Here is a 25755-nt window from a genome sequence, read left to right on the forward strand (position 1 = left end):
TCATGAACCCGCCAGAGCCGAACACCCACACAGCGGTGACGCTGAGCGTCGACGGGCGAGATGTGACGGTGCCCCAAGGGCAGACAATCCTCGCTGCCTGCACGGCTGCGGGCGTCGAGACACCGACGATCTGCTGGGCACCCAATCTCACTCCGGTCAACGTCTGCCGTGTCTGCGTCGTCGAGGTCGAGGGTTCTCGCACGCTCGTGCCCGCCTGTTCGCGGCCGGCAGAAGCCGGCATGCAGATCAGCACCGATTCCGAGCGTGTCCGCCACAGCCGTCGCATGGTGCTGGAGTTCCTCGGTTCGGCGAACGATCTCTCACAGGCACCCGAGATCGCCGAGTGGTCCCAGCACTATGGCGCCGACCCCGCTCGGTACGAAGCGCAAGGCATCGACGAAGGCTCGTCTGGCGCCACAGCCGATGGCGAGATCAGGCTCGAACCCGAACGCGTCGACGAACCGGTCCGCATCCAGGACGATCTGTACATCCGTGCCTATGACCGGTGCGTGCTCTGCTACAAGTGCGTCGAGGCCTGCGGCGACGATGCTCAGCACACTTTTGCCATCGCCGTGGCAGGTCGTGGATTCGATGCCCGGATCCGCACCGAGTACGACACCGAACTTCCGCAGAGCGCGTGCGTGTACTGCGGCAACTGCGTCGCTGTGTGTCCCACCGGGGCATTGCAGTTCCGCACGGAGTTCGACTTGCGCGCAGTGGGGGAGTGGCGTCCGCACGACCAGAGCGTCACCCGCACGGTGTGCTCGTACTGCGGCGTGGGCTGCAATCTCGAGCTGCATGTCCAAGACGAACGCATTGTCAAGGTCACGTCGCCGGCCGACCACTCGGTGACGAGCGGCCACCTGTGCATCAAGGGCCGATTCGGCTGGGAGTACGTTCACGCGCCGGCGTTCGAGCCGCCTGCGACTGACACAGCGGAGCGCTAACCACTGGTGCCGGCGGAGCCGCCAAACCCTGAACCGAAGCCCACCCCAGAAGGCGAGACTTCCGGCCCCCTCGCCGAGGGCGCAGCGACCAGCACCTCGGCCGAAGGCGGAGCGACCAGCACAGCTGCCGAAGGCGGTGCGTACGACTCGGTACGCAAGACCCGCCGCGAACGGGCGCTCGAGCGCGCACGCGCGATGGCAGCAGAGCTGGTACCTCAGATCGCGCGTTCCGCCGTCGCCAAGCCGCACATCGGCGGGCCGGCGCTCGCGTCACCTGTGGCCCGCAGCACCGCCCTGTTCGTGGGCATCGCTCTGCTCATGGCGGGCAACGGCCTGCAGAACACCTTGCTCGGTGTCCGGGCCGAATCCGAGGGCTTTGGCTCGACGGTTGCGGGCCTCGTCATGGCGATGAACTTCGTCGGATTCCTGGCGGGGTCCGCTGTCGCTCCCCATTTCCTGCGCCAAGTCGGTCATGTGCGTGTCTTCGCTGCTCTGGCTTCGGCTGGAAGCAGCGTGGTGCTCGTGCAGGCGGTATGGGTGCACCCGCTGGTCTGGGGTGCGGGACGGTTCCTGTGGGGCATGTGTTTCGCCGCGTTGATCGTTGTGGCCGAGACGTGGCTGAACGAGCTGGCGACTAATGAGAACCGCGGTCGGATGCTGGCCCGCTACATGGTCATCACGATGGGTGCCATTGCCACGGGCCAATTCATGGTGGCCATCGCCGACACCAACGGCTTCACGCTGTTCGCCGTGGTGTCGGTGCTGGTTTCGCTTGCACTCGTGCCGATGTCGCTCTCGGCTTCTGCCAATCCTCCCGTCGTGGTGCCCGAACGCGTCGGGTTCCGGACGCTGCTGGCGACCGCGCCGACCGGTGTGGTGGTCACCTTCCTCGTGGGTGCGGCGCTGGGCTCGATATCAGGCATCGGAGCTGTGTACGCAGCAGCGCGAGGCTTATCGCCGATTCAGGTAGCGGCCTTCGTGGCAGCCCCCATGATCGGCAGCCTGTTCGGGCAGATCCCCCTCGGCCGGCTGTCAGACCGTGTGCCTCGACGCCTCGTCATGGTCTTGGCCGCATCCGTCGCCGCTGCGGCGTGCCTGGCCATGCTGGCACTCGACGAGCGCGGCATCGCTGGCATTGCCGTGATGGGCGTGATGGGCGCATTCGCCTACCCGATCTACTCCCTGGCCGTGGCGCAGACGAATGACTGGCTGCGAGATTCACAACGGACGGGCGCCAGTGCCGTGCTGGTGCGCATGAACGGGGTCGGTGCCACGGTGGGTCCGATCTGTGCCGCAATCGGGATGTCCGTCACGCTCAACGCGTTCTACTTCGTCATGGCCGCTTCCCACGTTGCGGTCGCTGTCTTCGTCACTGCGCGCATGCTGCTGGTCGCGGGGCCGGCCGTGTCTCAGCAGGGCACTTTCCACCCGATCCCGGCTCGTGCCTCCGCCGCGGTGGCTGCGTTGCTGAGGCGACGTCGGTGAGACCCCTGCTCTATTCCTCTCGGGCCGTGATGTCGTCACAGCGCTTCGCCTCGCCGACGCGGGCGCTCTGATGGGGGCGCTGTTCGGCCTGCTCACCTCGATGAGCATCGGTACCAGCGACTTGTTCGGCCGCCGCGTCGTGATGCGCTGCCATGTGCTCTCGGCAATGGTCATCTTTCAGGGAAGCGCAGCCGTAATCGCGCTGGCCATCGTGCCCCTCGTTCCCGGCTCGTTCGAGAGCGCCGACTTCGCTCGGGGCCTCGTTTCGGGGCTTGGCTTGGGTACCGGCCTTGCCTGCTACTACACCTCGCTGGACCGGGCCGGCTCGGCGGTTGCCGCGCCTATCGTCGCCACGCTGTCGGCGATCATCCCTTTCGCCTACACGACACTGCGCGGCCACGATCCGCCCCTCCTCGCGATCATCGGCGCCATGGCAGCATTCGGCGGATTGGGCCTGGTGACGGCCGGCGGGACCCGGGGCGCCCACATCTGGGAAGGAACTGCGTGGGCGACGCTGTCGGGCATTGCCTACGGCGTCGGACTCGGAGTTCTCGTCGATCTCTCCGAGAGTTCCGGCGCCTGGCCGGGGTTCGGGCAGCGTCTCACGTCAGTTGCAGCCATGGCCGCTCTGGTTGCGATCCGTCGCCTGCCGGCGCTACCGCCACCTGAGGTAATGGGCTACGCCTTGCTGACGGGTGTGGCCAGCGCTGGGGCGACCATCTTCTACATCGTCGGCATCTGGTTCGATGCACCGGCAACTGTCGTCGGTGCATCGATGTTCCCAGTGATGAGCATCCTCGTGGGCCGGGCCGCGTACAACGACACCATCAACACCCGCCAGTACATCGGCATAGCTGCGGCCGTAGCAGGCGTCACCGCCGTCGTCGCCTCCTGAGCGGAGGCCGACTCAGTAAGGGAGCGAAGGCTCGGGCAGTTCTTGGCCTTCTTGGAATGGCGGGGGAATGAGATCTTCGTACATGGCCGGATCTGGCGGGTAGATATCGACTACTCCGTCACGTCTGTAGACCACGCCGGTACCTGCTTGGTAGGCAAGCAGGTGAGCGTCTTTGGCGGCCAGACGCAGTGCTTCACTGACGCCTGCAATCCAATTGTCGATGAAGGCTTCACCGTTGCTGAAAGCCAGAGGCTGCTCCGGGTGTCGCTCAGTCATGGTCGGGGCTTCGCTCCAGTTCGATGGCTGGTTCCTCAATGTTGTCATACAGTACCCAGCTGTCGACCTCATGCGAGTACAGCTCGCGCAGATTGCGCAGGCCGGCAGCGAAGCGTCGCCGGACCACATCAGGCGGCACGTGATGCCCGCCGCGCGACACCCGCTGAGCGACTCGCCGGACCGCATCCTCCGCCGATGGCAGCGACAGGAAGATCAGCGAGACACCATAGCCATCCGCCCGCCAGCGACGGATCTTGCGCAGGTAGCCCCGCCCTGACAGCGTGGTCTCGAAGGCGAAGCTGCGACCTTCGTCTGCGTGCCGGTCGAGCTCGGCGAGCATCAAGCGCCCCGCCTGAATATCAGCGTGGCCGGGCTCTGTCGGATCGAGCCCGGAGCCAATGAGGTCGGCGTTCACGAACGGGATACCGCGTTGTTCCAGCCTGAGGTAGCGAAATGCGAACGTCGTCTTGCCGTCACCGTTCGGCCCGGCGATGATCAGAATCTCCTTCACGGCCTCGGTCGGTCACAGTACTAAGTCGATGAGCCGGGACATGCGCCCATTTCTGATTCCCCTGCACCGGCTCAACTTCGCCGCCAACCGGGCACTGCACATGATCGTCATCGTCTGGCTCCGCTACTGCGAACGAACCCGCAGTTGCCTCGACCACCTCGTGAGCGAAGGGAAAGAAGACAAGCCACCCGCTGCCTCAGACGCTACATCGCCCGAAAGATCTACCGCACCCTTCGAGCGACCTCGCCACCCTCAACACCCGCACATGACACCTATAGGAACGTCCCAAGGTGAAACAGGCTGAGCCAAGTGGCCGACGACGGCCGTTTGCATTCCGGCGCCGTACCTGGCCCGGGCATCTGTGGCGCCCATGCCGAGATTCTCGCGGACGCGCGGCCCAGAAGTGCCGCTAGCGAAGGCGTCACGCACCGCGTCGGTAGCCGCTTGCTCGCATTGTGATCGATCTCGCGCGGCACACTCAAGCAGATTTTTTTTCGCGGATATCTCGGCAACTGCGTCGGGATCAATGTTCTCGAACCATTCTGCGAGTTCGTCAACCCTTGCCTCAATCTCCTCGACCGGCCTGGGCATCTTGTCCATGATGTTTGCCCGGGGTTTTATGCAGTGCAGGATCACGTCTCGTTCTCGAGCTTCCTCGACACCGCCGATATGGGGCAGCGAAACCCGCGAGCCGTCTAGCGACCCGGCAGAATGCGGGAACCGTTGCCCCAGCAGACAGCAGTGCCGTTCGTGCGCACCCCACACGAACGCTCCCCGCCGGCGGATACCGACGTGAACGAGCCCGTCGGCGCAGCGCTCTGCCCAAAGTGGTTGCTGCCCCAGCAGGTCACGGTGCCGTTCGTGCGTACCCCGCACGAATGCAACACGCCGGCGGATACCGATATGAGCGAACCCGTCGGCGCATCGCTCTGCCCGAGGCTGTTGCGGCCCCAGCAGGCCGCGGTGCCGTTCGTGCGCAGCCCGCACGAATGGTCCTCGCCGGCGGATACCGACGTGAACGAGCCCGTCGGCGCAGCACTCTGCCCATAGTGGTTGTTGCCCCAGCAGGTCACGGTGCCGTTCGTGCGTACTCCGCACGAATGCCACTGCCCGGCGGACACCGACGTGAACGAGCCCGATGGCGCATTGCTCTGCCCTTTGCTGTTGTTGCCCCAGCAGGTCACGGTGCCGTTCGTGCGTACCCCGCACGAATGCAACTCGCCGGCGGATACCGACGTGAACGAGCCCGATGGCGTATCGCTCTGCCCGTCGTCGTAGTTGCGCCAGCAGGTCACGGTGCCGTTCGTGCGCACCCCGCACGAATGCCACTCGCCGGCGGATACCGACGTGAACGAGTCCGATGGCGCAGCGCTCGGACCGTCGCCGCCGTCGTAGCCCCAGCAGACCGCAGTGCCATTCGTGCGCACTCCGCACGAATGCAACCTCCCGGCGGATACCGACGTGAACGAGCCCGACGGTGCAGCGCTCTGCCCGTCGTCGTTGCGCCAGCAGGTCACGGTGCCGTTCGTGCGTACTCCGCACGAATGCAACTCGCCGGCGGATACCGACGTGAACGAGCCCGATGGCGCAGCGCTCTGCCTGTCGTCGTAGTTGCGCCAGCAGGTCACGGCGCCGTTCGTGCGCACCCCGCACGAATGCCACTGCCCGGCGGACACCGACGTGAACGAGCCCGACGGTGCAGCGCTCGGACCGTCGTCGTTGCGGCCCCAGCAGGTCACGGTGCCGTTCGTGCGCACCCCGCACGAATGCCACTGCCCGGCGGACACCGACATGAACGAGCCTGATGGCGCATCGCTTTGCCCGAAGCCGTTCTTGCCCCAGCAGGTGACGGTAGTGTCGCTGCGCACCCCGCACGAATGGCTACCGCCGGCGGACACCGACATGAACGAGCCCGACAGCGCATCGCTCTGCCCGTAGCTGTTCTTGCCCCAGCAGGCTGCGGTGCCGTTTGTGCGTACCCCGCACGAATGCCACTGCCCGGCGGACACCGTCGCGAACGAGCCCGACGGCGCGACGCTCTGCCCGTCGTCGTTATTGTGCCAGCAGGTCAGGGTACCGTTCGTGCGCACCCCGCACGAATGCCACTGCCCGGCGGACACCGACATGAGCGAACCCGTTGGCGCGACGCTCCGGCCGTAGTCGTTGTCGCCCCAGCAGGCTGCGGTAGTGTCGCTGCGCACCCCGCACGAATGCCACTCGCCGGCGGACACCGACGTGAACGAGCCCGACGGCGCAACGCTCTGCCCGTGGTCGTTGAGGCCCCAGCAGGCTGCGGTGCCGTTCGTGCGCAGCCCGCACGAATGCCCCTGCCCGGCGGACACCGACGTGAACGAGCCCGACGGCGCAACGCTCTGCCCGTGGTCGTTGAGGCCCCAGCAGGCTGCGGTGCCGTTCGTGCGCACCCCGCACGAATGCCCCTGCCCGGCGGACACCGACACAAACCGACCCGACGGCGCAATGCTCTGCCCGTTGGTATTGGCGCCCCAGCAGGTCGCGGTGCCGTTCGTGCGCAGCCCGCACGAATGCCCCCAGCCGGCGGACACCGACACAAACCGACCCGGCGGCGTATCACTCCGCCCGTCGTGGTTGAGGCCCCAGCAGGTCACGGTGGCGTCGCTGCGCAGCCCGCACGAATGGCTTTTGCCGGCGGACACCGACGTGAACACGCCCGACGGCGCATCGCTCTTATCGATGAGGGTATCGCCCCAGCAGGTCGCGGTGCCGTTCGTGCGCACCCCGCACGAATGCCAGTCCCCGGCGGACACCGACACAAACCGACCCGACGGCGCAACGCTCTGCCCGTTGGTATTGGCACCCCAGCAGGTCGCGGTCCCGCTTGTGCGCAGCCCGCACGAATGTGAGTGCCCGGCGGAAACTGATGAGAATGGACCCGACGGAGCATCGCCCTGCCTGCTGACGAAACTGCCCCAGCAGGTCACGGTGCTGTCGCTGCGCAGCCCGCACGAATGGCCGTCTCCGGCGGACACCGATGTGAACGGACCCGTCGGCGCAGCGCTCTGCCCATAGTGGTTGCTGCCCCAACAAGTCACGGTGCCGTTCGTGCGCAGCCCGCACGAATGCTCCTCTCCGGCGGACACTGACGTGAACGGACCTGATGGCGCATCGCTCTGCCCGTCGCTGTTGTTGCCCCAGCAGGTCACGGTGCCGTTCGTGCGCAGCCCGCACGAATGCTCCTCGCCGGCGGACATCGATGTGAACGGACCTGATGGCGCATCGCTCTGCCCGTCGCTGTTGTTGCCCCAGCAGGTGACGGTCCCGTTTGTGCGCAGCCCGCACGAATGCCCGCCGCCGGCGGAAACTGATCTGAACGAGCCCGATGGCGCATCACTCCGCCCGTAGCCGGTGCTGCCCCAGCAGGTCACGGTGCCGTTCGTGCGCACCCCGCACGAATGCAAGTCCCCGGCTGAGACCGATGTGAACGGGCCCGACGGCGCATCGTTCCGCCCGTGGTTGTTGAGGCCCCAGCAGGTCACGGTGCCGTTCGTGCGCACCCCGCACGAATGGCTGTTGGCGGCGGAAACCGATGTGAACGAGCCCGACGGCGCATCGCTCTGGCCGTTGCTGTTGAGGCCCCAGCAGGTCACGGTGCCGTTCGTGCGCACTCCGCACGCATAGAAGTCTCCGGCGGACACCGACGTGAACGAAGTCGACCGCGCATCGCCCAGCGCGTGGCTGTTGAGGCCCCAGCAGGTCACGGTGCCGTTCGTGCGCACTCCGCACGACTCCGTCCCGCCGGCGGACACTGCGGTGAATTGCCATGGCCCCGCAGCGGCTTGGTCGTCGGTGGCAGTGGCTTCAGTTGCGGTGCTCGTGCCTGCGGCGGTGTCGCCGCTGCCGCGTCGCCCGACTAGTTCCGCGGTGGCCCAGCGAGTGACGCCGCCGAGGCGTGTCATATCGCGACCGGCGATCTTCGCGGTGGGTACCGCAGCGATGCCGCCGAGCACGTACCCGCCTGGCCCCGCGGCTTCGAGGCGTGCCCGCTGGCTGGCGGGCATCGCGCCATCTCGGGGACCCGCGACGATCACGCAATCAGTGTCCACGGCACCGGCGAGGGTGACTGCGCTGTAGATATCCGACTGCGCTTTGGCGTCACCGCCCACCACGATGGGCGTGTCACCGGCGCAATCCGACGCGATCCACGGCTCAGCGCCGTCGAGATACAGGCCCGGCACCGTCACGTCGGCGGGTGCTGTCTGCGTTGTGTCAGTAACAGCCGCCGTCTCAGGTTCGGTGCCAGCGGCGAGCGCGCTCGCCTCGCTGCCGACCTGCTGCGCGGTGGCCCAGCGGGTCGCACCGCCGAGGCGTGTCATGTCGCGACCGGCGATCTTGGTTTCGGGCACTGCGGCGGTGCCGCCCACGACGTACCCGCCCGGCGCCGCGGCTTCGAGGCGTGCCTGCTGGGCGGCTGTCATGCCCCCGTTCCGGGGACCCGCGACGATCACACAATCAGTGTCGATGACCCCGGCGAGGGTGACTGCGCTGTAGATGTCCGACTGCGCTTTGGCGTCGCCGCCCACCACGATGGGGGTGTCGCCGGCGCAATCCGACGCGATCCAGGGCTCAGCGCCGACGACATACGCGCCCGACGTCTGCGCCGACACGGCAGCAGGCAAGACCAACGGGGCCATGAGTAGCAGCACGACCGCGGCAGCAAGCAGCTTTCGGTACATGGCGGCTCCCTTCTCGCGAGCGGGTCAGGGTACATTTGCACACACGAGCGTGTTACCTGGCGGGTATAACCACCGGCGGCTCTACGGCCAGTTCGCTCGCGCTCTGCGCCACACCTCCTCTACCAAGGATGCGCTGTCGGCTAGACGATCGCGTCTGGCTCTTCGGCTTTGCGCCGGGCTCAGCGAGACGCGATGGCCGTCCGCACGCCAGCGACGGATCTTGCGCAGGTAGCCCCGTCCTGACAGCGTGGTCTCGAAGGCGAAGCTGCGACGTTCTTGTATGTGTCGGTCGAGTTCGGCGGGTAGGCGAGTGCGATTGCCGACCCGCATCCAGCCCTTCGAACTGAGCGTGCTCAGAACCACCGCTCGGGCCGAGGCTTAGCGGCCTTCCTCGCCGATGGCCACTTCGGGGCGGGAGGCGATCACTTCTGGCGTCCGGCTGGTTGCAGCGACCCAGTAGCGAGATTCGGAGCACATCCAACCGACCAGTTCCAGCAGTTGCCCATGGTCTCGGGACAGGTCGCGCCGATGGATCGGCTCATGGTGGGCAATCCGATTCCGGAGGAAATGAAGGCGTTGCATCCGATCGGCCACGTCGACTCGGACTTGTTCGGGGTGGCGCGCCGAGGGGTGCAGCGGGAATGCCGACGCGACCGCGGGCACCCACAAAGACGTCAAGTACGGGGGTTCGCACAGGTAGCGCCAGAATCCGAAGTTCAACTCAGCGATGACCCGGCCGTGCACTTCTGCGCGCCTGCCTCCACGGGTTGCGCGCTGTCGGGCGGCTGCGATGTCTTCTCTGGCCCGCCGAGCGTGTCGGCCCGGGAAGAGCCGCGTTTGGCGGTACCACACGTCTGGCCACCCTGCGGCCATTCCGTACGCCGAGAGCGCGTTGTCGACTGTGTTGCGGAAGATGACTTCCAGACGGCCGAGATCTTCATGAAGAGCGCCGGCTGTATTGGCGTTCCAGTCGTACAGGCGAACAGCTGCCTCTATCTCGCCGTCAGCTGCTTGCAAGTAGGACTCAAGGCGTGACGCCGTCAATCGGACGGCGACCTCTTGGAAGTTGATGATTGACATTCGCTTCCTGGGCCCTAGAATCGTCATCGAAGACCCCGGAACCGTCACTGCTTCGGCAAACGGCCGGGGTTACGCCTTTTCGTGGCTCGGGTGCATCCGCACTGCGGTTCTCGACCGTCCCTTCATCGGCCGCTTGGCGGGTGAGCCAAGTCGAGTTGGACGCCGCCGATGCCGCGAGTGCCCCGGCGGGCACCGGCTTCAGGCTGCGCACCGTATTCGGCGATTCGGCTACATCAAAGTGAGTTTCATCACATTCCATGCTCATGTGCCTCCGCCCGGTAGTGAGCAGTTCATCTGGATCAGGAACTGGCTGTGCTGCATGCTGCAGTTCCGACAGGCCCCTGACACGGCACTAGACGATGGCGTCGGGTTCGGAGGCTTTGCGCCGGGCGATGTAATCGCGGAGTTCGGCGTCGATGGCGTCGTCGATCGGCGGCGCTTCGTAATCGGCCAGCATCTGGCGCATCTGACGGTTGGCCCGCTGTGCGGCATCCAAGGATCCTTCGTCGGACCACTGCTCGAAGCTGTTGTTGTCGGCGATGGTCGACTGACAAAAGGCGGTCTCGAAGTTGGCCAGCGTGTGGGAGTGCCCCAGGAAATGGTCGCCATGGGGGTTGGTGACGAACGCCTCGACGGCCTGCCCATTGGGCGTCATGTCGACGCCTCTTGCATAGACCTCCATCATCCCCAGTTGGTCGGCGTCCATGATGAGCTTCTCGTAGCTCAGCGTCAGGCCGCCTTCGAGCCATCCTGCGGCATGGAGCACAAAGTTCACTCCTGCAGACATCGTGGGCAGCAGCGTTGAGGCCGACTCGTAGGCCGCCTGCGCGTCAGGCGCCTTCGACGAGGTGAATTGGCCTCCCGAACGAAACGGCACGCCCACGCGCCGCGCCAGCTCGGCCATGACGTAGATGGCCAGGCCTGCTTCGGGCGTGCCGAACGTCGGCGCCCCAGTCGCCATGGACATCGATGATGCGAACGTTCCGAAGACCACCGGAGACCCGGGACGCACGAGCTGGCAGAACGCCATACCCGACAGCGCTTCAGCGAGCGCCTGGGCCGACAGCGCAGCCACGGTCACCGGCGACATGGCACCGGCCAGGATGAACGGCGAGATCACGCACGCTTGGTTGTGCTGGGCGTATACCTCCGCCGCGCCGAGCATGGTTGCATCCCAGCGCAGCGGCGACGAGGCGTTGATCAGGCTCGTCAGCACCGTGCGGTCGGCGAGGTCGCCGCCGAAGGCGATACGGCACATCTCGACGGAATCAGCCGCACGCTGGGCGGCAGTGACCGAGCCCATCAGCGGCTTGTCGCTGTAGCGCAGGTGCGCATACACCATGTCGAGGTGGCGCTTGTTCACCGGCACGTCGGTGGGCTCGCAGACGGTGCCTCCGCTGTGGTGCAGATGGGGCAGCATCCAGACCAGCTTGACCACCTGTTCGAAGTCCTTCAGCGTGGCGTAGCGCCGGCCGTCATCGAGGTCACTCACGAACGGCGAGCCGTAGTTGGGGACGAACACCGTGGCATCGCCGCCGATGGGCACTGAGCGGGCCGGGTTGCGGGCGTGCTGGACGTAGGTGCTCGGTGCTGTGGTCTGCACGATGTCGCGGCACAGACCGCGAGGAAAGCGAACCAGTTCGCCCTCGACGTCTGCACCGGCGTCGCGCCACAGCTCCAGTGCCCGGGGGAAGTCCTGGAAAGCCACGCCGACCTCGGACAGGATCGTCTCGGCGTTCTCCTCGATCTGTGCCAAGCCGGCCTCATCCAGCACGCTCACTGGGGTCAGCGATCGCTGCAGGTGGGTGTTGAAGGTCGTATCTGCCGCAGTGCGCTGAGCCTGGCGGGCTGCGCGGCCGCCTCCTCGACGTCGTGTTCGCTCAGTCATGGTTGCCTGTCATCGTTGCTTGCTGCCTTCCGGTGCAGATCGATCTCCTGGATACCAAGAGCGTGCGTCATCGTCGCCGTCGCTGCCGCGAACGGCGTGAGGACCGTTCACCGCGCACTGCGTCGGGGGCATCGGGACTCGCTCGCGGCGGCAGCGCAATCGCCGTCGAGAGCTTCGGCGAGGGTGCAGTTGCGTGGGGGAGTGCCATGGCGGCCACGAAGAGTTCCTGAAAGCGGGGCTCGGTGGCGGTCTCGATTTTTCGGATGCTGCGGACGACTCGTTCCATCTCTGCACGCTGAGCACCCGATAGCAGTGCGCGTAACGCACCTGTGCCCGCGGCGTTGCCCACCGATCGCACAGCACCGGGGTCGCAGTCGCCGATGAGACCGAGCACCATCGCCCTGGTGGGGTCGATGTGTGCTCCGAAGGCCCCCGCGAGCTGCACGCGATCTGGGGCAACGATGCTCGCGCGTTCGCACAACAGATCGATGCCGGCGCGCAGCGCTGCCTTAGCGAGCTGGATCGCCCGGACATCGTTCTGAGTGACGGTGATGGTCGGGCCGCCAGACCCCTCGGGTGGTTCGTACAGCACGAACGACGAGGTCCGGCCATCTGAGATCACACGTGATGCCCGCTCGCCCTCCGTCGGTGCTGCGGCGATGACCCCATCGGACGACAGCATCCCCGCGAGGTACATCTCGGCGACGACCTCGATGATCCCGGAGCCACATATGCCCGTGACGCCTGCGGCTGCACTGCGAGAACCGGCTGCGACCCGCTGCTCGATTGCCTCAGCGAAGCCGGGCTCGTCGGACCAGAGATCGCAGCCGATGACACGAATTCGGGGAGCCCACGTCGCCGGATCGATGCGCACCCGTTCGATCGCACCCGGCGTCGCCCGCTGCCCATGGCTGATCTGGGCGCCCTCAAACGCCGGGCCCGTCGGGCTGGAGGCTGCCCAGAGTCCCTGCGAGCTGCCCAGCACGATCTCAGCGTTTGTGCCGACGTCCACCAGCAGGGTGATGGCCTCGTCGCGGTGCGGGCCCCCAGCAAGCACTGCCGCCGAGGTGTCCGCGCCGACATGGCCGGCGATGGCGGGGCCCACATACACCCGAGCCGCCGGGCACGGCAGGCCCATCTGAGGTCCTTCGAGCTCGACGGCAGCGTCGGTGGCCAAGGTGAACGGCGCCTGTCCGAGGGGGGTCGGATCGATGCCGAGGGCGATGTGGATCATGATCGGGTTGCCGACGAGCACCACCTCGAGTACGCCGGACGGATCTGTACCGGCCGCGTCACAGAGCTCGTTGGTCAGCAACGCCAGCGCGTCGCGGACGAGCGAGGTGAGCTCGGCCGCCCCGCCCGGATTCATCATCACGTACGAGACCCGGCTCATCAGGTCTTCGCCGAGGCGAATCTGAGGGTTCATCCGGCCTGCCGAGGCAAGAATCTCGCCGCTGTGCAGATCGGTCAGGTGCCCCGCGAGGGTGGTCGAGCCGATGTCGATGGCGATGCCGAGCGCGGCCGTCACCACATCGGGCCACACCGCCGAGATCATGCCGGTGCGCCCGCCTCGCTCGGGCCCGCTCCAGCGCACGGCGACCGTGACCAGGCGGCCGCCGTCGCCATCGGGGGCGCCGGCGGCGACCGATGCGTGAAGTGCTCCGAGTGCCCCAGGCAGTATCCCGGCCAGGCGGACATCCCATTCGTCGGCGACGCAGTCGATCACCGTTTGGGCCAGGCCGCGGCGCTCATCCAGCGTCGGTGGCGGCACGGTGACCACATGCAGGGTTGACAGCGGGTCCAATGCGATGTCGCCGACGTCGACGGTCTTGCGCACCACGGGGCCGTGCAGCTGGCTGTCGGGCGGCACGTCGACGACGACGTCTGCCTGCACGAGCGCCTGACAGCCCAGCCGTGACTGCGGGCCAAGCGGACGGTGGCCGCCGTACGCCGCTTCGGTTGCACCTGTGGGGCTGAGCGCCTCGGGGCCGGCGGTGATGGCCCATTTGGGGAACGAACCCACCGACGGGACAACCTGGCATCGGCCGCAGATGCCGCGCCCGCCGCAGACGCTGTCGAGATCAACGCCGAGTTCACGAGCAGCGTCGAGCACCGTGATGCCCTCGCTCACGATGCCCGTGCGCCCCGTCGGAGTGAACACCACCGTGCACGCAGGCGGGCCGGCTGGGGGCTCGTCGCCGTCCTCTGCGCTGGGCGCGCCGATCCCCTCGATATCCATCACTGAGGCCGAAGCGGTATCGGCGGGCGGGGGCGGGCCCGGCGGCATCGGGGCTCCGTCAGCCGGTGCGAGCGCGTCGTCCGCCCCGCCGCCGGGGCCGATCGCCCGCCGCTCCGCCGGCGGCACCGTTCGCGCCCACGCTGGCGCGGTCGCGGTGTTCAGAGATCCACGCGGCACAGTTCTGGTCGTTGCCCGCCAAGACGTCGCCCGCCATGACGGCTGCCTTCACGTCGGCGTGGAGTGGGTTCATGATGGCGGAGGTCAAGCCTGCGCCGATCGCCATCGCCAGGAACGTGCCGGTGATCACGTTGCGGTTGGGCAGGCCAAAACTCACGTTCGAGGCGCCGCAGGTGGTGTTCACGTCGAGCTCGTCACGCAGTCGCCGCACAAGCTGGAAAACCTGTCGTCCGGCGGTCGCCATGGCTCCGATCGGCATCACGAGGGGATCCACCACCACGTCGTGACGGGGGATCCCGTATTCGGCCGCTGTGTTGACGATGCGTCGTGCCACCTCGAAGCGCACGTCGGGGTCTTCGCTGATGCCCGTCTCGTCGTTGGAGATCGCAACAACGGCGGCACCGGCACGGGCGACTAGGGGCAGCACCCGTTCCATGACTTCGAGCTCGCCGGTGACGGAATTGATGAGCGGCTTGCCGACGTAGGCGTCGACGCCGGCCTCCAGCGCTTCGATCACCGAGGAGTCGATGCTGAGCGGGACGTCGGTGACCGACTGGACGAGCTTGATTGCCGTCGCGAGCATGGCCGGTTCGTCGGCGAGCGGCACGCCAGCATTCACATCGAGCATGTGCGCACCGGCGGCGACCTGGGCGAGCGCATCGGCCTCCACCCGGCTGAAATCGCCCGAGCGCATCTCCTCTGCGAGCATCTTGCGGCCAGTCGGATTGATGCGCTCGCCGATCATGACGAACGGACGGTCGAAGCCGATGACGGCCTCGCGTGTGGCGGAGCTGATGACGGTGTCGGTCACGACGCGGTCTGCGCCATCGCACTGCCGCCGGCCGGCGCCGCCGACTGGCGAGCCGGCGGGTCGAGTCTCACCGAGGTGACTGCATCGGCCAGCTCGCCGTAGCCGGTGCGCACGACCTCCAGCGGCAGACCCAGCCGCTCGGCCCCGGCTCGGGCACAGGCTTCCACCCGGGCGCGTTCGGCGTCGTCGCAGGTCTGGGTCAACAGCACGACACGCCGGTAGTTGCCGAAGTACATCTCGGCCAGCTCGGGATGGTCGGCGATGCCGAGGCCGTTCCACACCAGCAGGTCGAAGTGACGGGCCAGATAGTCGGTCAGGTAGAACGTGGCTGGCTCGTCGTCGCTGAGCCGGGCGAAGTCGGCCGCCCCGGCGAAGAACTCATAACAGTGCGCGCCGGGTACGCGGGTCATGGCCGGACCGTTGCCTGCTGCGTGGGCCCGCTCGAATTCAGCGCACAAGGCGTCGATTGCGCCAGCGCTGCCGCAATCGCCGTAGCCGAGCAGGATCCGCTCGTAGGTGCGACCTTGCTGGGCGAGCCGGTCCAGCCGGGCGCGAACCTCACCCGCGATGTACGCCGGCCGATTGTGGAGCTTGGCGGGAAGGCACTCGACGTCGATGCCGCGGCCTTCGCTGTCGCTGTCGCTGGCGTCCTTCACCAGTGCCTTCAGCTCATTGGCCAAGGCGCCGCAGCCCAGCACCAGCACAGCGCGCGACGGGCCAGCCGCGCCAAGGCTCGCATTCGGGCGGCTCACGGGCCGCGCCGACGCTTGGGCGCGCGCTGCCTCGGCAACCCGGCGGGCACGTGAGCCCCGGCGCCGGGGAGTGCTCGAGTCAACGCTCGATGCCGTTTCCGAGGTGGATGTCATCTCACGCTCCTCTCACGCTGCGGCGGCACGCCGGGCCTTGATGAGGTCAGTTGCTGTCTCGGCCGCGACCGCAGCATCGCGGCAGTACGCGTCGGCACCGACGGCCTCGCCGAATTCCTGGTTCAGCGGGGCCCCGCCGACGATGACCAGATAGTCCTCCCGCAGGCCCTGTTCGATGAGCGTGTCCACGACAACCTTCATGTAGGGCATGGTGGTCGTCAGCAACGCCGACATGCCCAAGATGTCCGGCCGGTGCTCGGCTAGCGCACCGAGGAACTCGTCGACGTCGGTGTTGATCCCCAGATCCACGACCTCGAAGCCGGCGCCTTCGAGCATCATCCCCACCAGGTTCTTGCCGATGTCGTGGATGTCGCCTTTCACGGTGCCGATCACGATCTTGCCGATCGGTTCGGCCCCGGTTTCCGCCAGCAGGGGACGCAGAATCGCCATGCCGGCTTTCATGGCATTGGCCGCCAGCAGCACTTCGGGAACGAACAGGATCCCGTCGCGAAAATCGATGCCGACAATGCGCATAGCTTCGACCAACGCCTCATTGAGGACCTTGTCGGCGCCCCAGCCGCGTCCGAGCAACAGCTCAGTGCCTTCGACGATCTCGGGTCCGAGCCCGTCGTAGAGATCGTCGTGCATCTGGGCGATGAGGTCGTCATCGTCGAGGGCTGAGAGGTCGATCTCCTCTTCAGCATCGGCGCTGTCGACGGTTGCCGCATCGGCCATGGGTTGCCCCCTCGCCATTGTCATGACGTTTGCCGGGCACCCCCGTCCCGGTCGGCTGTCCAAGATTCAGCGTCGCGTCCTGCGGCTGAGCCGTTCCACTCAGTTGTTTTGCTGAGTCAAATTGCCTAGTTGCTGTTCCGCATAGTGGAACTGTGCCGCAGAACGGTACAGCAGCACGGTACCACGGTCCTTGTGGGAACGCGAACATGCGAGGGCGCGAATTCGACGCAGAATGCGGTGGTCCGCCGCCAGGTAGCTGAGCCCGAGCGGGCAGCCGAACCTTGCCGTTGTCACACGAGTAGCTTCGCGCACTTGTTCGCTGCGCTCACGGGCCGCTCAAGCCACGGCTCCGTCTCTCAGTCGCGAAAGGCGTTGACCTCTGCGGCTGTCACGGCCGCCGCCTCGTTCACCGAGACCAGGCGTGTCTCGCGGGTCGAGCGCTGCATGAGTTCCACGTTGCCTTGCGCCAGGCTGCGAGCACCGACCGTGACCCGGTAGGGGACGCCCACGAGCTCCGCGTCGGCAAGCTTCACCCCCGGCCGCAGCGGCCGATCGTCGTACAGGCAGTCGACGCCGAGAGCTGCCAGCCCGCTCCGGAGCTCGTCGCCGGCTGCCGACTGCGCCTCATCTGAAGCATCCAGAACGGTGATCACCACTTCGAACGGAGCGACAGCGACAGGCCAGCACAAGCCTCGCTCGTCGTGATGGGTCTCGGCCACGGCTGCCATGGCTCGTCCGATGCCGATGCCGTAACTTCCCATGATCGGGGTCTGAGCGACACCGTGGTCATCGAGCACGGAAACCCCCATTGCCTCGCAGTATTTGCGGCCCAGCTTGAAGATGTGGCCTGCTTCGATGCACCGCACGATCTCCAGCGGGTTGCCGCAATCGACGCAGGCTTCGCCCGCAGCGACCTCGCGCAGGTCGGCCCAGCGAGGGTCGACGAGGTCGCGTTCCACATCCACACCACGCAGGTGCCAGTCGTCGACATTGGCGCCGGTTGTCATAGATCGGCGGCCTCGTAAGGCCTCATCCGCGTAGATCGGCAGGTGGTCGATGCCGACTGCGCCGAGACTGCCCGGGTTGGCGCCGAGCTCTGCAAGTGTGTCGGTGGCAGTGGCGGGGCGCACGTCGATCGCGCCGCTGCAGTCGGCCAGTTTCTGCAGATTGAGCTGGTGATCGCCCCGCAGGACCACGAGCGTGAGTTGATCGTCGAGGACCATCACCATGGTCTTGATCTGCCGGTCGGCCGGCGCACCCCCCTCGAAGGAGGCCAGCGCCTCGATGGTGCGGATACCCGGCGTCGCGAAACGCTCAGGCACGCCGCCGGCGGGCGGGTCGTCGAGGGACAGCACTGCTGCGCGGGCGCGCTCGATGTTGGCTCGGTAACCGCAGTGGCTGCATCGAGCCACATCGTCCTCGCCGGCAGGCGACGCCACCATGAACTCGACGCTGGCATCGCCGCCCATGGCGCCCGAGGAGGCCTGCACGGCCATGACCTCGAGGCCGAGTCGCTTGAAGACCTTGTGGTACGCCTCACGGTGCGCCTCGAATGAATCGTCGAGACCGGCTTCGTTCATGTCGAAGCTGTACGAGTCCTTCATCATGAACTCGCGCACGCGTAGCAGGCCGCTGCGCGGGCGCGGCTCGTCACGGAACTTCGTCTGGATCTGGTACCAGGTCTGAGGCAGTTCTCGATACGAGCTCATCTCCGCGGCAAGCGTCGCAAAGACCTCCTCGTGCGTCATTCCCAGCACGACGTCGGCGTCGTTGCGATCACGCAAGCGGAACATCTCCGATCCCATGACACCCCAGCGCCCGCTGCGGCGCCACAGATCGCCGGGGTGCATGGCAGGCAGCAGAAATTCCTGCGCACCGATGGCGTCCATCTCTGCGCGCACGATGTCGGCGACCTTGTTGTGCACCCGCAGACCGAGCGGCAACAAGCTGTAGTGCCCCGAGTGCAGCTGGCGGATGAATCCGGCGCGCACGAGCAGTTGGTGGCTGGCTGCAGTGGCGTCCGCAGGTGCGTCGCGCAGCGTCGGGATGAACGAATCAGACCATCGCATTCGACGCAGGGTAAGCGGGCAGCCGATCACATGGTGCGACCTGCCCCCGAGGCCGCTCCAGCGCGGTACCGGCACCTGCGTTGCGATGTGCTGCCACGCCAGTACCCTCAGCCGGCGTAACCGATGACTGCACACCGGCGACCGTGTCGTGGACGTGCAGGCTCGGCGGCGGACCGGGGTCACAGCGCCGCACTTGGTGGCTGTGTCCGCAGCGGGTCCTGCATCGACGGTTCGGGTCATGCCCCTCGCGCAGCCCGAGCGGGCGCCGCAGCGCACCTGCCGGCCCCCTCATGACTCGATGAGCGACAACGACTTACCTTCTCCGGTTCGGCACCACGGCGCGCCAGCGCTTGAGGACCTCGCGCCTGCGCACGGTGTCTCCTCCAACGGTGACGTCAACAGATCTGCAGAGCCGTCCAACGGCCACGCGCGATCTGCGCTTGCGTCGATGCGCTGGTCCCAGATCGCCCGTCTCGTCTGGGCGGAGGCACAAGGCACAGCGGCCCAGGACGAGATCGCCACCCTCTCCTCGGATTCGCTGCGATGGGAACGAGTCCTACTGGACTTGCTCGACCAGACCGAAGCCTCTGTGTCAGAAGCTCGCCGACTGCCGCGGCCAGTCCGGCGCCAGGTGGTGCGAGATTTTGAGACCGATTTGTCCGAACTCGCCGCGGCCTATGAACGCCTGACCGGCCTCGACCCGAGCGAGTCGCCGGAGGATCCGGCATCGGCTCCCGAGACCGCCGATGCCTCCGTCGCTGGGTCGGTTCGAGAACCCGCTGCACTGCAGCTGTCATGGCAGCCAGGACGGATCATTGCCTGGGCTGCAGGGGCTGGTGCCGAACCCGACCCCACTGATCGAGTCATGGACCGCCTCGTAGCCACCGGCGCACCCGACAGCGTCTGGCGCCCTCACCCGAACATCAAGCTGCCCGGTGGCATGAGCGCGGAAGCGCTCGTGGCTGACGTCGGCGACGTCTTGGGATGGCTGGTCGGCCTCGATGGGCCTGTCGCAGGCCACCCGTCCGCATCGGGCGAGGCGGGCGAAACGGCCGATGCAGCCCCGACGTCTGCGGACATCGCTGCCGGTAACGGCGAGCCGATGGACGACGAGTCGTTGCACGGCAACGAGCAACTCGACAGCGCCGCGGGAGGCGCTAACGACGAGCGCCTGCTCGGCATCAGCGCGCTGTGGCTGCGAACTGCAGCGCGCACGGCGGTGGAGCTCGTGGCAGGGGGTCGTACCGTGCCGCGCCTGCACCGCGTTCGCAAGCGTCGCAATCGCAAGCGGCCTGACACGGCGGAGTTCTCGGTCCAGTGGCAGCCGGCCTCACCTCCCGCCGACCGGCTGGCTGGCCTCACTGAATGCCTGCCCGGTGCGGTGGCGGCACCCGAACCCAAAGCAGAATCTCGCACGACGGTGCAGTCTGCCCTGTCGGGAATGGTCGACGCCATCGTGACCAGCGCCGCGAAGCGGCTCGACGTGCCTGCCGCCTCGCCCGAGCCCCGGAGCCGGGCAGAAATGGCAGAGGCCTTCCTCGCGTACCTCGACGGCACCCGTTTCGTCGGGTCGGCGACCCAGGGCTCGGATCTGGCTCGTCGCATCGAGCTGTGGGCGCGGCCGGTGACTACCGCCGCCCGTCAGTCGCTGGTGGTGCGGCTCGACGAGCCCGACGATGCCGGGGCCTGGCACATGGAGGTGCTCGCGCTCAACCCCGAAGGCGTGACCGAGCCCGTCGAGGTGGCGATGGTGAGCGGCGTGAGCTCGCATCGCACCGAGGTGCGTGATCAGCTCACTCGCCTCGAGCGACTGCTGCCGGTGCTGATGCGCCCCGGCGGCAAGCGGCGCGGCGAGGTGGTGCTGAGCCAAGACGAAGCATGGGAGCTGATGTCGGTCATTGGCCCGGCGCTGCAATCGGCGGGCTTCAAGGTCGAGGTGCCGAACCTCTCCCGGGATCGCCCGGCCCCCTCGCTGCGGCTCACTGCGATCGAGGATGACGACAGTGCACTTGGCGCTCAGCAGCTCACCGCGGTGAGCTGGACAGCGGTCTTCGGCGATGTGGAGCTCACCGCGGAGGAGATCCAGGAGCTGGCTTCACAAGCCCGGCCGCTCGTGCGCGACCGGGGTCAGTGGATTGCGCTGGATCACGCAGACCTCGCTGAAGCGGCCGCAGCACTTGCCGAACGCGAAGAGGTCACCAAGCTCACTGGTTCGCAGATGCTGCGCCAGGTGCTGGGGCTCGAGGGTCCATCGGTGCGCGGCGGCATCACCATCTCGGGCAGCGGTTGGGCGGCCGACCTACTCCGCTCTGCCTCGGACATCTCCGCTGCGCCGCGTTCGGCGCCAGCTGGTTTCGTCGGCGAGCTGCGCAACTACCAGGCCGACGCCGTGGCATGGCTGGAGTTCCTCGACGGAGCGGGACTCGGCGGCTGCCTCGCCTTGGACATGGGCTTGGGGAAAACCCCCACGGTGCTCGCCCGCATCGTCGCAGATCGGCGCCAAGCCCCCGCCCTGGTGATCGCGCCGCCGGCCGTGGTGGGCAATTGGGCGTCCGAGACGGCGCGTTTCACACCGGGACTGTCGGCCATCATCCACCACGGTCCTTCCCGGCGCGAACCCGCAGAGCTCGTGCGGGCACTGCGTGAGGGCACTGGTGCAGACGCCGACGGGCAGATCGACGTGGTGATCACCACCTATGGCACTGCCGTGCGCGACATCGAAGCACTGTCCGAGGTGACCTGGGACCGGATCGTGGTCGACGAGGCGCAGGTCATTAAGAACCACACCAGTGAGACCGCCAAGCAGCTTCGCCGGCTGTCTGCCCGGATCCGGGTCGCACTGACCGGCACCCCGATCGAGAACGGGCTCGGCGACCTGTGGGCGATCATGGACTTCTGCAATCCCGACCTGGTGGGCGCGCGCGCGCCGTTCATCGCGCAGCTGCAACGTCCCGGCGATGCACGCGGCGCCGCCGAATCGGCCCTTCATGCGCTCAACGGCGTGCTGGTGTTCCGCCGCACCAAGGCTGAGCCGCAGATTGCCGCCGAGCTGCCCGACCGCATCGACGAGATCGCGCACTGCGCCATGACGCCCGAGCAGATCGGCCTGTACCAGGCCGTGCTCGACCAGCTCATCGTGGACACCGCACAGAGCGAGCAAGCGGGTGAGAGGCGCAAGGGCGCTGTCCTCGCAGCGATCACTGCCCTCAAGCAGATCTGCAATCACCCGCTCAACTACCGCCCCGACGACATCGACGACGAGATCGAAGGGCGAAGCGGCAAACTCGACCGGCTGCACGAGATCCTCGAGGCGGTGTTCGCGGCGGGGGAGCGGGCGCTGGTGTTCACGCACTTTGCCACCTGGGGTGAGCGACTGGCCACCCATCTCACCCGAGAGACCGGCTACCAGATCGACTGTTATCACGGCGGACTGGGCCGCTCTGCGCGTGATCGGATGGTGCACCGTTTCCAGACCGAGGATGGACCTGGGGCGATGGTGCTGTCGCTCAAGGCGGGAGGCACGGGTCTGAACCTGACTGCCGCGAGCCATGTAGTGCTCTACGACCGTTGGTGGAACCCTGCAGTCGAAGACCAGGCCCGTGACCGGGCTTGGCGCATCGGCCAGACACGCACCGTCATCTGCCATCGCCTCGTCTGTCCGGGCACCGTCGACGAACGGGTGGAAGAAGTCGTGGCAGGCAAGCGGCGCATCGCGGACATGGTGCTGCCGAAGTCGAGCTCCATCGGCGACCTCAACGCCGAGGAACTGCGGCACGCTCTGGGCATCGATTCTGATGCACTCCTTGCCGACGACTCCGAAGGAATCGACTCCGGCGCACCGGCGCCGGCGGGCCTGGCACTCGCCGGAGGGGGCGGATCATGAGCAATCGGCGCCGGCGCAAGACCTCGCGCACTCGCCGCATCGACGGGGCCGAGGCCCAGCAGCGCCAGGCCGCTGAGGCGAGCGGAGCGTTCTGGCATGGCACGGCCGTCTCGGCGGCACCGTCGGAACATGCAGATGCCGTTGGGGGTTCAGCCGCGTCGGCGACGACCATCGCCAACGTCGTGCCGGCGACGCCGCCGGTCATCCTCACCGAGACCCGTCCGATCTCGGTCACGACAGATCCGACGTCGACCGTGCGCTCGCTGGGCAAGCCGCCACTCGCGGGTCGCGAGACGGTCGCGGAGCACTATTTCGAAGCTGTGTACCAGCGCGCCGTGGCCATGGCCGGGGCACTTGCTGCAGCCGGGGGCCTGCTCGGGGCCGACGGCGACAAGCCCGCGGAGTCCTGACCGCACAAGCCAGGCTCGCAATACTTGCCCAGCGATGCGGGGCTCAGGTCAATCGGCTGCCTGAGGTTCCATGCCGACTTCTTTGCCGCGATTGATGCTGACCCAGTCGCGTGCTTCGAGATATGGCCGGAAGGTGTCGAAAATCTTCTTCTCATCGCGAGGCATGTGCTGGATCTCGTACAGGTGCGGGAATTCCAGCCAGCCGAGGACTAGATCCCACATGCGCAGCGCAGCTTCGCCGGTCGGCGGATCGAGCAAGACCGGTCCAAATATCGCCGTGTCGCCGAAATACAGGGTCGGCACCCCGAAGCCGCCCGAATCGATGACCCGCTGGTGCTCGGCCTTGATCTCGTCGTGGGTGGTCTCGTCCTCGATGGAGACGTCGACAATCGCCGGATCAGCGCCGATTTCGGTCAGCAGGTGCCGGGCTACATCGGGATTGTGGGGGCGGTTGCCGTCGACATGTAGAGCCCTGCCCGACACCGCGTACCACTTGTCGAGCAGTTCCATCGAATCGCGCCGCAGGATCGCGCCGATGCGCATCATCGACCAGCCGTAGCTCCAGTCACGCTCCCACGGATGCTTCTTGCCCTCGCGCAGGTTCACCTCTTCGAGACTGAAGAACTTCCAATTGACCTGCAGATCCAGTTGATCGCGCACGTCCCGCATCCATAGGGAGGTCTGGTATGCCCACGGGCACATCACGTCGAAGTGGAAATCGACCTCGGTCGGGCCGGTGTACTTGGTGCCGTTGCTTGCGCTCATCTCTTGTATCTCTCCTCTGATTGCGGGCCGCTCAGCAGCGCTGAGTTCGATGGGCCACTCAGCCGCTCGGTGTTCGATGGGCCGCTTAACAGCGGCCGTGTCCGATGGGCCGCTCAGCCGCGGCCGTGTCGCAGCAGGCGACCTGGGGTCGCCCCCGTGCACTCGCCGGATTCGAAGGTGACCTCGCCGTTGACGATGATCTGGTCGTAGCCCTTGGCCCGCTGGACCCGGCGCCACTCGCCGCCGGGCAGGTCGTGCTCCACGTTGCCGATCCAGGGCGGATCGATCTCGAGCTCCTCCATGTCGTAGACCACGACGTCGGCGGCGGCCCCCTCGCGCAGCGTGCCCCGGTCCTTGAACCCTGCCGCATGGGCCGCCAGCGCGGAGAGGCGGTAGTGGGCCTCTTCCAGCGTCACCACGCCCTCGTCGCGCACAAGCCACGTCAAGAAATCGGTGGTGTAAGAGCCACCGCTGAAGAACTTGGTGTGTGCACCGCCATCGGACACACCGGGAATGGCATACGGCGACTGCATCATCTCGCCCATGAACTCGGCGTTGGATCCCTTGTCGGGGCCGAGGAACTCGACGTTGAGATCGCCTTGCAGCGACAGGTCCAGCATCACCTCGATGGGATGTTTGCCCTGTTCGGTTGCCAAGTCGCCGACGGAGCGCCCGACGTATTGCTGCATGTCGGCCTGCCGGTTGACCCCCTGGACCACGAGACTCTTGGGATTGCCGCCGACGCCGGCTTGGATGACCTGCAGCCGCCGATCGGCCTCGGCAGCCTCTGCCACGAGCGCATTGCGGAGCTCGGGATCGGACATCTTGGCAATCTTCTCGTCCTTGGTGCCCGTGGTGACCGCACGCCAAGCGGGGGAGGCGTCGTAGAGGTTCCAGTGCTCCAGCGTGAAGGCGAAGCCCGCCCGCCCCGTCCCGCATTGTGCATAGATCGGCAGTTCCTGGTTCCAGCACTTGTCGATCCAGCGAAGGGGCCGGCGGTGTACCTCGGGGTCCTTTCGAGAGGGCGCCACCACGTTGTGCAGGATCGGCCGCTGGGCCGTCGCTGCGAGTACCTCGAGGAACTTGATGTCGGCCCGGATGTCACCGGTGCCCTGGGTGATCTGGATGAAGCCCTCGTCGCGTTCGGCCAGCACGCTTGCGAGGTTCAAGATGTCCTCGTCACACATGATGTCAGTGACCATGGGGGAGCCGTCGTAGTCGGCCTGCACGCTGTCGGGGCCAAGACGCTGGATGGAGAAGCCGCACAGGCCGGCGTCCATCCCCTCGTGCAATAGCCGGGCCATTTCCTTGCGCTCGGCCTCGGTGGCGGGCACGCCGGCCTTGGCCTTCTCGAGACCCATGACGTAGGTCATCAGCGACGCCGTGGGCATGTACTGGATGACGTTCACGCCCTTGGGGGCCCGATCGAGGGAGTCGAGGTACTCCGGGATCGTCTCCCAGTCCCAGTCCATGCCCAGTCGCATCGACTCATAGGGGATTGCCTCGGTACGGGTCATCGTGAGCATCGAGCGGTCGCGGAATTCCGGCTTGACCGGCGCGAAGCCGAAACCGCAGTTGCCGAGGACCACCGACGTCACCCCGTGGTATCCCGAGATGGTGCACCACGGATCCCAGCGAATCTGGGCGTCGTAGTGGGTGTGCAGGTCGACAAAGCCAGGGGCCACGATCTTGCCGGCGGCGTCGATGACGCGTTGCGCGGTGCCGCGGGGACGTCCCCCGAGCTGGGCCACCTTGCCGTCTTTGATCCAGACGTCGCCCCTGTAGCGCGGCACCCGTGTGCCGTCCACCACCGTGCCGTTCTGGATGTGGATGTCGAATTCCGTGTTCGTGGATTCGGTGCTCATGGCATGCCCCCGCAGCGCTCAGCGATCTGACTGCAACGGCCGCCACGACACGACGGGCGTACCTGCGACCGGCCCTTTCACGCTACCCGTCCGCTTCGGCGCATGCCGGGACAGTGATGCGCCGGCGCAGGCACAGCGCCA

Annotated in this window: 17 protein-coding genes; 5 read left to right on the forward strand and 12 right to left on the reverse strand. The window is 66.9% G+C overall.

Annotated features, from left to right (window positions below):
* Positions 1–2 precede the first annotated feature (2 nt).
* From ACOOF5_RS13995 to ACOOF5_RS14005, 3 genes are all read left to right on the forward strand, one after another.
* A complete protein-coding gene (locus ACOOF5_RS13995; protein WP_420440167.1) occupies positions 3–947 on the forward strand; it encodes a 2Fe-2S iron-sulfur cluster-binding protein in 945 nt (314 codons plus the stop codon).
* 6 nt (positions 948–953) lie between these two features.
* Complete coding sequence (locus ACOOF5_RS14000) at positions 954–2432, forward strand: MFS transporter (protein ID WP_420440169.1); 1479 nt, start codon at positions 954–956, stop codon at positions 2430–2432.
* Between the two features lie 70 nt (positions 2433–2502).
* Positions 2503–3327 carry an EamA family transporter gene (locus ACOOF5_RS14005; RefSeq protein ID WP_420440171.1) on the forward strand — a complete coding sequence of 275 codons (825 nt, stop codon included), beginning with the start codon at positions 2503–2505 and terminating at the stop codon, positions 3325–3327.
* 12 nt (positions 3328–3339) lie between these two features.
* On the opposite strand, the gene ACOOF5_RS14010 is transcribed toward ACOOF5_RS14005, so the two are convergent.
* The 10 genes from ACOOF5_RS14010 to ACOOF5_RS14055 form a co-directional block, all read right to left on the reverse strand.
* Positions 3340–3603, reverse strand: coding sequence for a hypothetical protein (locus tag ACOOF5_RS14010; protein WP_420440173.1), 264 nt, complete (start codon positions 3601–3603; stop codon positions 3340–3342).
* Positions 3596–4114 (reverse strand): zeta toxin family protein, encoded by a 519-nt coding sequence (locus ACOOF5_RS14015; protein ID WP_420440174.1) that lies wholly within the window; start codon positions 4112–4114, stop codon positions 3596–3598. Before ACOOF5_RS14015 ends, ACOOF5_RS14010 begins: the two co-directional genes overlap by 8 nt.
* Positions 4115–4809: 695 nt before the next feature.
* Positions 4810–8826, reverse strand: a complete 4017-nt coding sequence (locus tag ACOOF5_RS14020; RefSeq protein ID WP_420440176.1) for a hypothetical protein — start codon at positions 8824–8826, stop codon at positions 4810–4812.
* A gap of 378 nt (positions 8827–9204) precedes the next feature.
* Entirely contained in the window at positions 9205–9906 is a 702-nt protein-coding gene (locus ACOOF5_RS14025; protein ID WP_420440178.1) for a hypothetical protein, read from the reverse strand.
* Between the two features lie 352 nt (positions 9907–10258).
* On the reverse strand, positions 10259–11794 hold the full coding sequence (locus ACOOF5_RS14030) for a trimethylamine methyltransferase family protein (RefSeq protein WP_420440179.1): 1536 nt from the start codon (positions 11792–11794) through the stop codon (positions 10259–10261).
* 67 nt (positions 11795–11861) lie between these two features.
* A complete protein-coding gene (locus ACOOF5_RS14035) occupies positions 11862–14081 on the reverse strand; it encodes an ASKHA domain-containing protein (protein WP_420440180.1) in 2220 nt (739 codons plus the stop codon).
* A gap of 10 nt (positions 14082–14091) precedes the next feature.
* Positions 14092–15021 carry a dihydropteroate synthase gene (locus ACOOF5_RS14040; RefSeq protein ID WP_420440182.1) on the reverse strand — a complete coding sequence of 310 codons (930 nt, stop codon included), beginning with the start codon at positions 15019–15021 and terminating at the stop codon, positions 14092–14094.
* Positions 15018–15887, reverse strand: coding sequence for a DUF1638 domain-containing protein (locus ACOOF5_RS14045; RefSeq protein ID WP_420440184.1), 870 nt, complete (start codon positions 15885–15887; stop codon positions 15018–15020). Before ACOOF5_RS14045 ends, ACOOF5_RS14040 begins: the two co-directional genes overlap by 4 nt.
* A 12-nt stretch (positions 15888–15899) precedes the next feature.
* Complete coding sequence (locus tag ACOOF5_RS14050; protein WP_419839141.1) at positions 15900–16622, reverse strand: corrinoid protein; 723 nt, start codon at positions 16620–16622, stop codon at positions 15900–15902.
* A gap of 356 nt (positions 16623–16978) precedes the next feature.
* On the reverse strand, positions 16979–18691 hold the full coding sequence (locus ACOOF5_RS14055) for a proline--tRNA ligase (protein ID WP_420440186.1): 1713 nt from the start codon (positions 18689–18691) through the stop codon (positions 16979–16981).
* A gap of 298 nt (positions 18692–18989) precedes the next feature.
* On the opposite strand from ACOOF5_RS14055, the gene ACOOF5_RS14060 reads away from it, so the two are divergent.
* Together ACOOF5_RS14060 and ACOOF5_RS14065 are read left to right on the forward strand one after the other, a co-directional pair.
* A complete protein-coding gene (locus ACOOF5_RS14060) occupies positions 18990–22574 on the forward strand; it encodes a DEAD/DEAH box helicase (protein WP_420440188.1) in 3585 nt (1194 codons plus the stop codon).
* The gene (locus ACOOF5_RS14065) at positions 22571–22984 is read left to right on the forward strand and encodes a hypothetical protein (protein ID WP_420440190.1); all 414 of its coding nucleotides are present in this window, start codon (positions 22571–22573) and stop codon (positions 22982–22984) included. Before ACOOF5_RS14060 ends, ACOOF5_RS14065 begins: the two co-directional genes overlap by 4 nt.
* 48 nt (positions 22985–23032) lie before the next feature.
* Here the strand turns inward: ACOOF5_RS14065 and ACOOF5_RS14070 are convergent, their stop codons facing one another.
* The gene (locus ACOOF5_RS14070) at positions 23033–23749 is read right to left on the reverse strand and encodes a DsbA family protein (protein ID WP_420440192.1); all 717 of its coding nucleotides are present in this window, start codon (positions 23747–23749) and stop codon (positions 23033–23035) included.
* Between the two features lie 113 nt (positions 23750–23862).
* Positions 23863–25614, reverse strand: a complete 1752-nt coding sequence (locus ACOOF5_RS14075; protein WP_420440194.1) for an N-acyl-D-amino-acid deacylase family protein — start codon at positions 25612–25614, stop codon at positions 23863–23865.
* Positions 25615–25755 lie beyond the last annotated feature (141 nt).

The sequence above is a fragment of the Candidatus Poriferisodalis sp. genome (assembly GCF_965214215.1).
In the GTDB taxonomy this organism is placed as follows: domain Bacteria; phylum Actinomycetota; class Acidimicrobiia; order Acidimicrobiales; family Poriferisodalaceae; genus Poriferisodalis.

What these genes read in the sequence shown, in the direction of transcription:
- ACOOF5_RS14045 (WP_420440184.1), bottom strand. Translation starts at nt 15,887, where the DNA reads ATGACATCCACCTCGGAAACGGCATCGAGCGTTGACTCGAGCACTCCC.
- ACOOF5_RS14075 (WP_420440194.1), bottom strand. Translation starts at nt 25,614, where the DNA reads ATGAGCACCGAATCCACGAACACGGAATTCGACATCCACATCCAGAAC.
- ACOOF5_RS14020 (WP_420440176.1), bottom strand. Translation starts at nt 8,826, where the DNA reads ATGTACCGAAAGCTGCTTGCTGCCGCGGTCGTGCTGCTACTCATGGCC.
- ACOOF5_RS14010 (WP_420440173.1), bottom strand. Translation starts at nt 3,603, where the DNA reads ATGACTGAGCGACACCCGGAGCAGCCTCTGGCTTTCAGCAACGGTGAA.
- ACOOF5_RS14025 (WP_420440178.1), bottom strand. Translation starts at nt 9,906, where the DNA reads ATGTCAATCATCAACTTCCAAGAGGTCGCCGTCCGATTGACGGCGTCA.
- ACOOF5_RS14060 (WP_420440188.1), top strand. Translation starts at nt 18,990, where the DNA reads ATGAGCGACAACGACTTACCTTCTCCGGTTCGGCACCACGGCGCGCCA.
- ACOOF5_RS14035 (WP_420440180.1), bottom strand. Translation starts at nt 14,081, where the DNA reads ATGCCGCCGGGCCCGCCCCCGCCCGCCGATACCGCTTCGGCCTCAGTG.
- ACOOF5_RS14050 (WP_419839141.1), bottom strand. Translation starts at nt 16,622, where the DNA reads ATGGCCGATGCGGCAACCGTCGACAGCGCCGATGCTGAAGAGGAGATC.
- ACOOF5_RS14065 (WP_420440190.1), top strand. Translation starts at nt 22,571, where the DNA reads ATGAGCAATCGGCGCCGGCGCAAGACCTCGCGCACTCGCCGCATCGAC.
- ACOOF5_RS13995 (WP_420440167.1), top strand. Translation starts at nt 3, where the DNA reads ATGAACCCGCCAGAGCCGAACACCCACACAGCGGTGACGCTGAGCGTC.
- ACOOF5_RS14005 (WP_420440171.1), top strand. Translation starts at nt 2,503, where the DNA reads ATGGGGGCGCTGTTCGGCCTGCTCACCTCGATGAGCATCGGTACCAGC.
- ACOOF5_RS14070 (WP_420440192.1), bottom strand. Translation starts at nt 23,749, where the DNA reads ATGAGCGCAAGCAACGGCACCAAGTACACCGGCCCGACCGAGGTCGAT.
- ACOOF5_RS14030 (WP_420440179.1), bottom strand. Translation starts at nt 11,794, where the DNA reads ATGACTGAGCGAACACGACGTCGAGGAGGCGGCCGCGCAGCCCGCCAG.
- ACOOF5_RS14055 (WP_420440186.1), bottom strand. Translation starts at nt 18,691, where the DNA reads ATGCGATGGTCTGATTCGTTCATCCCGACGCTGCGCGACGCACCTGCG.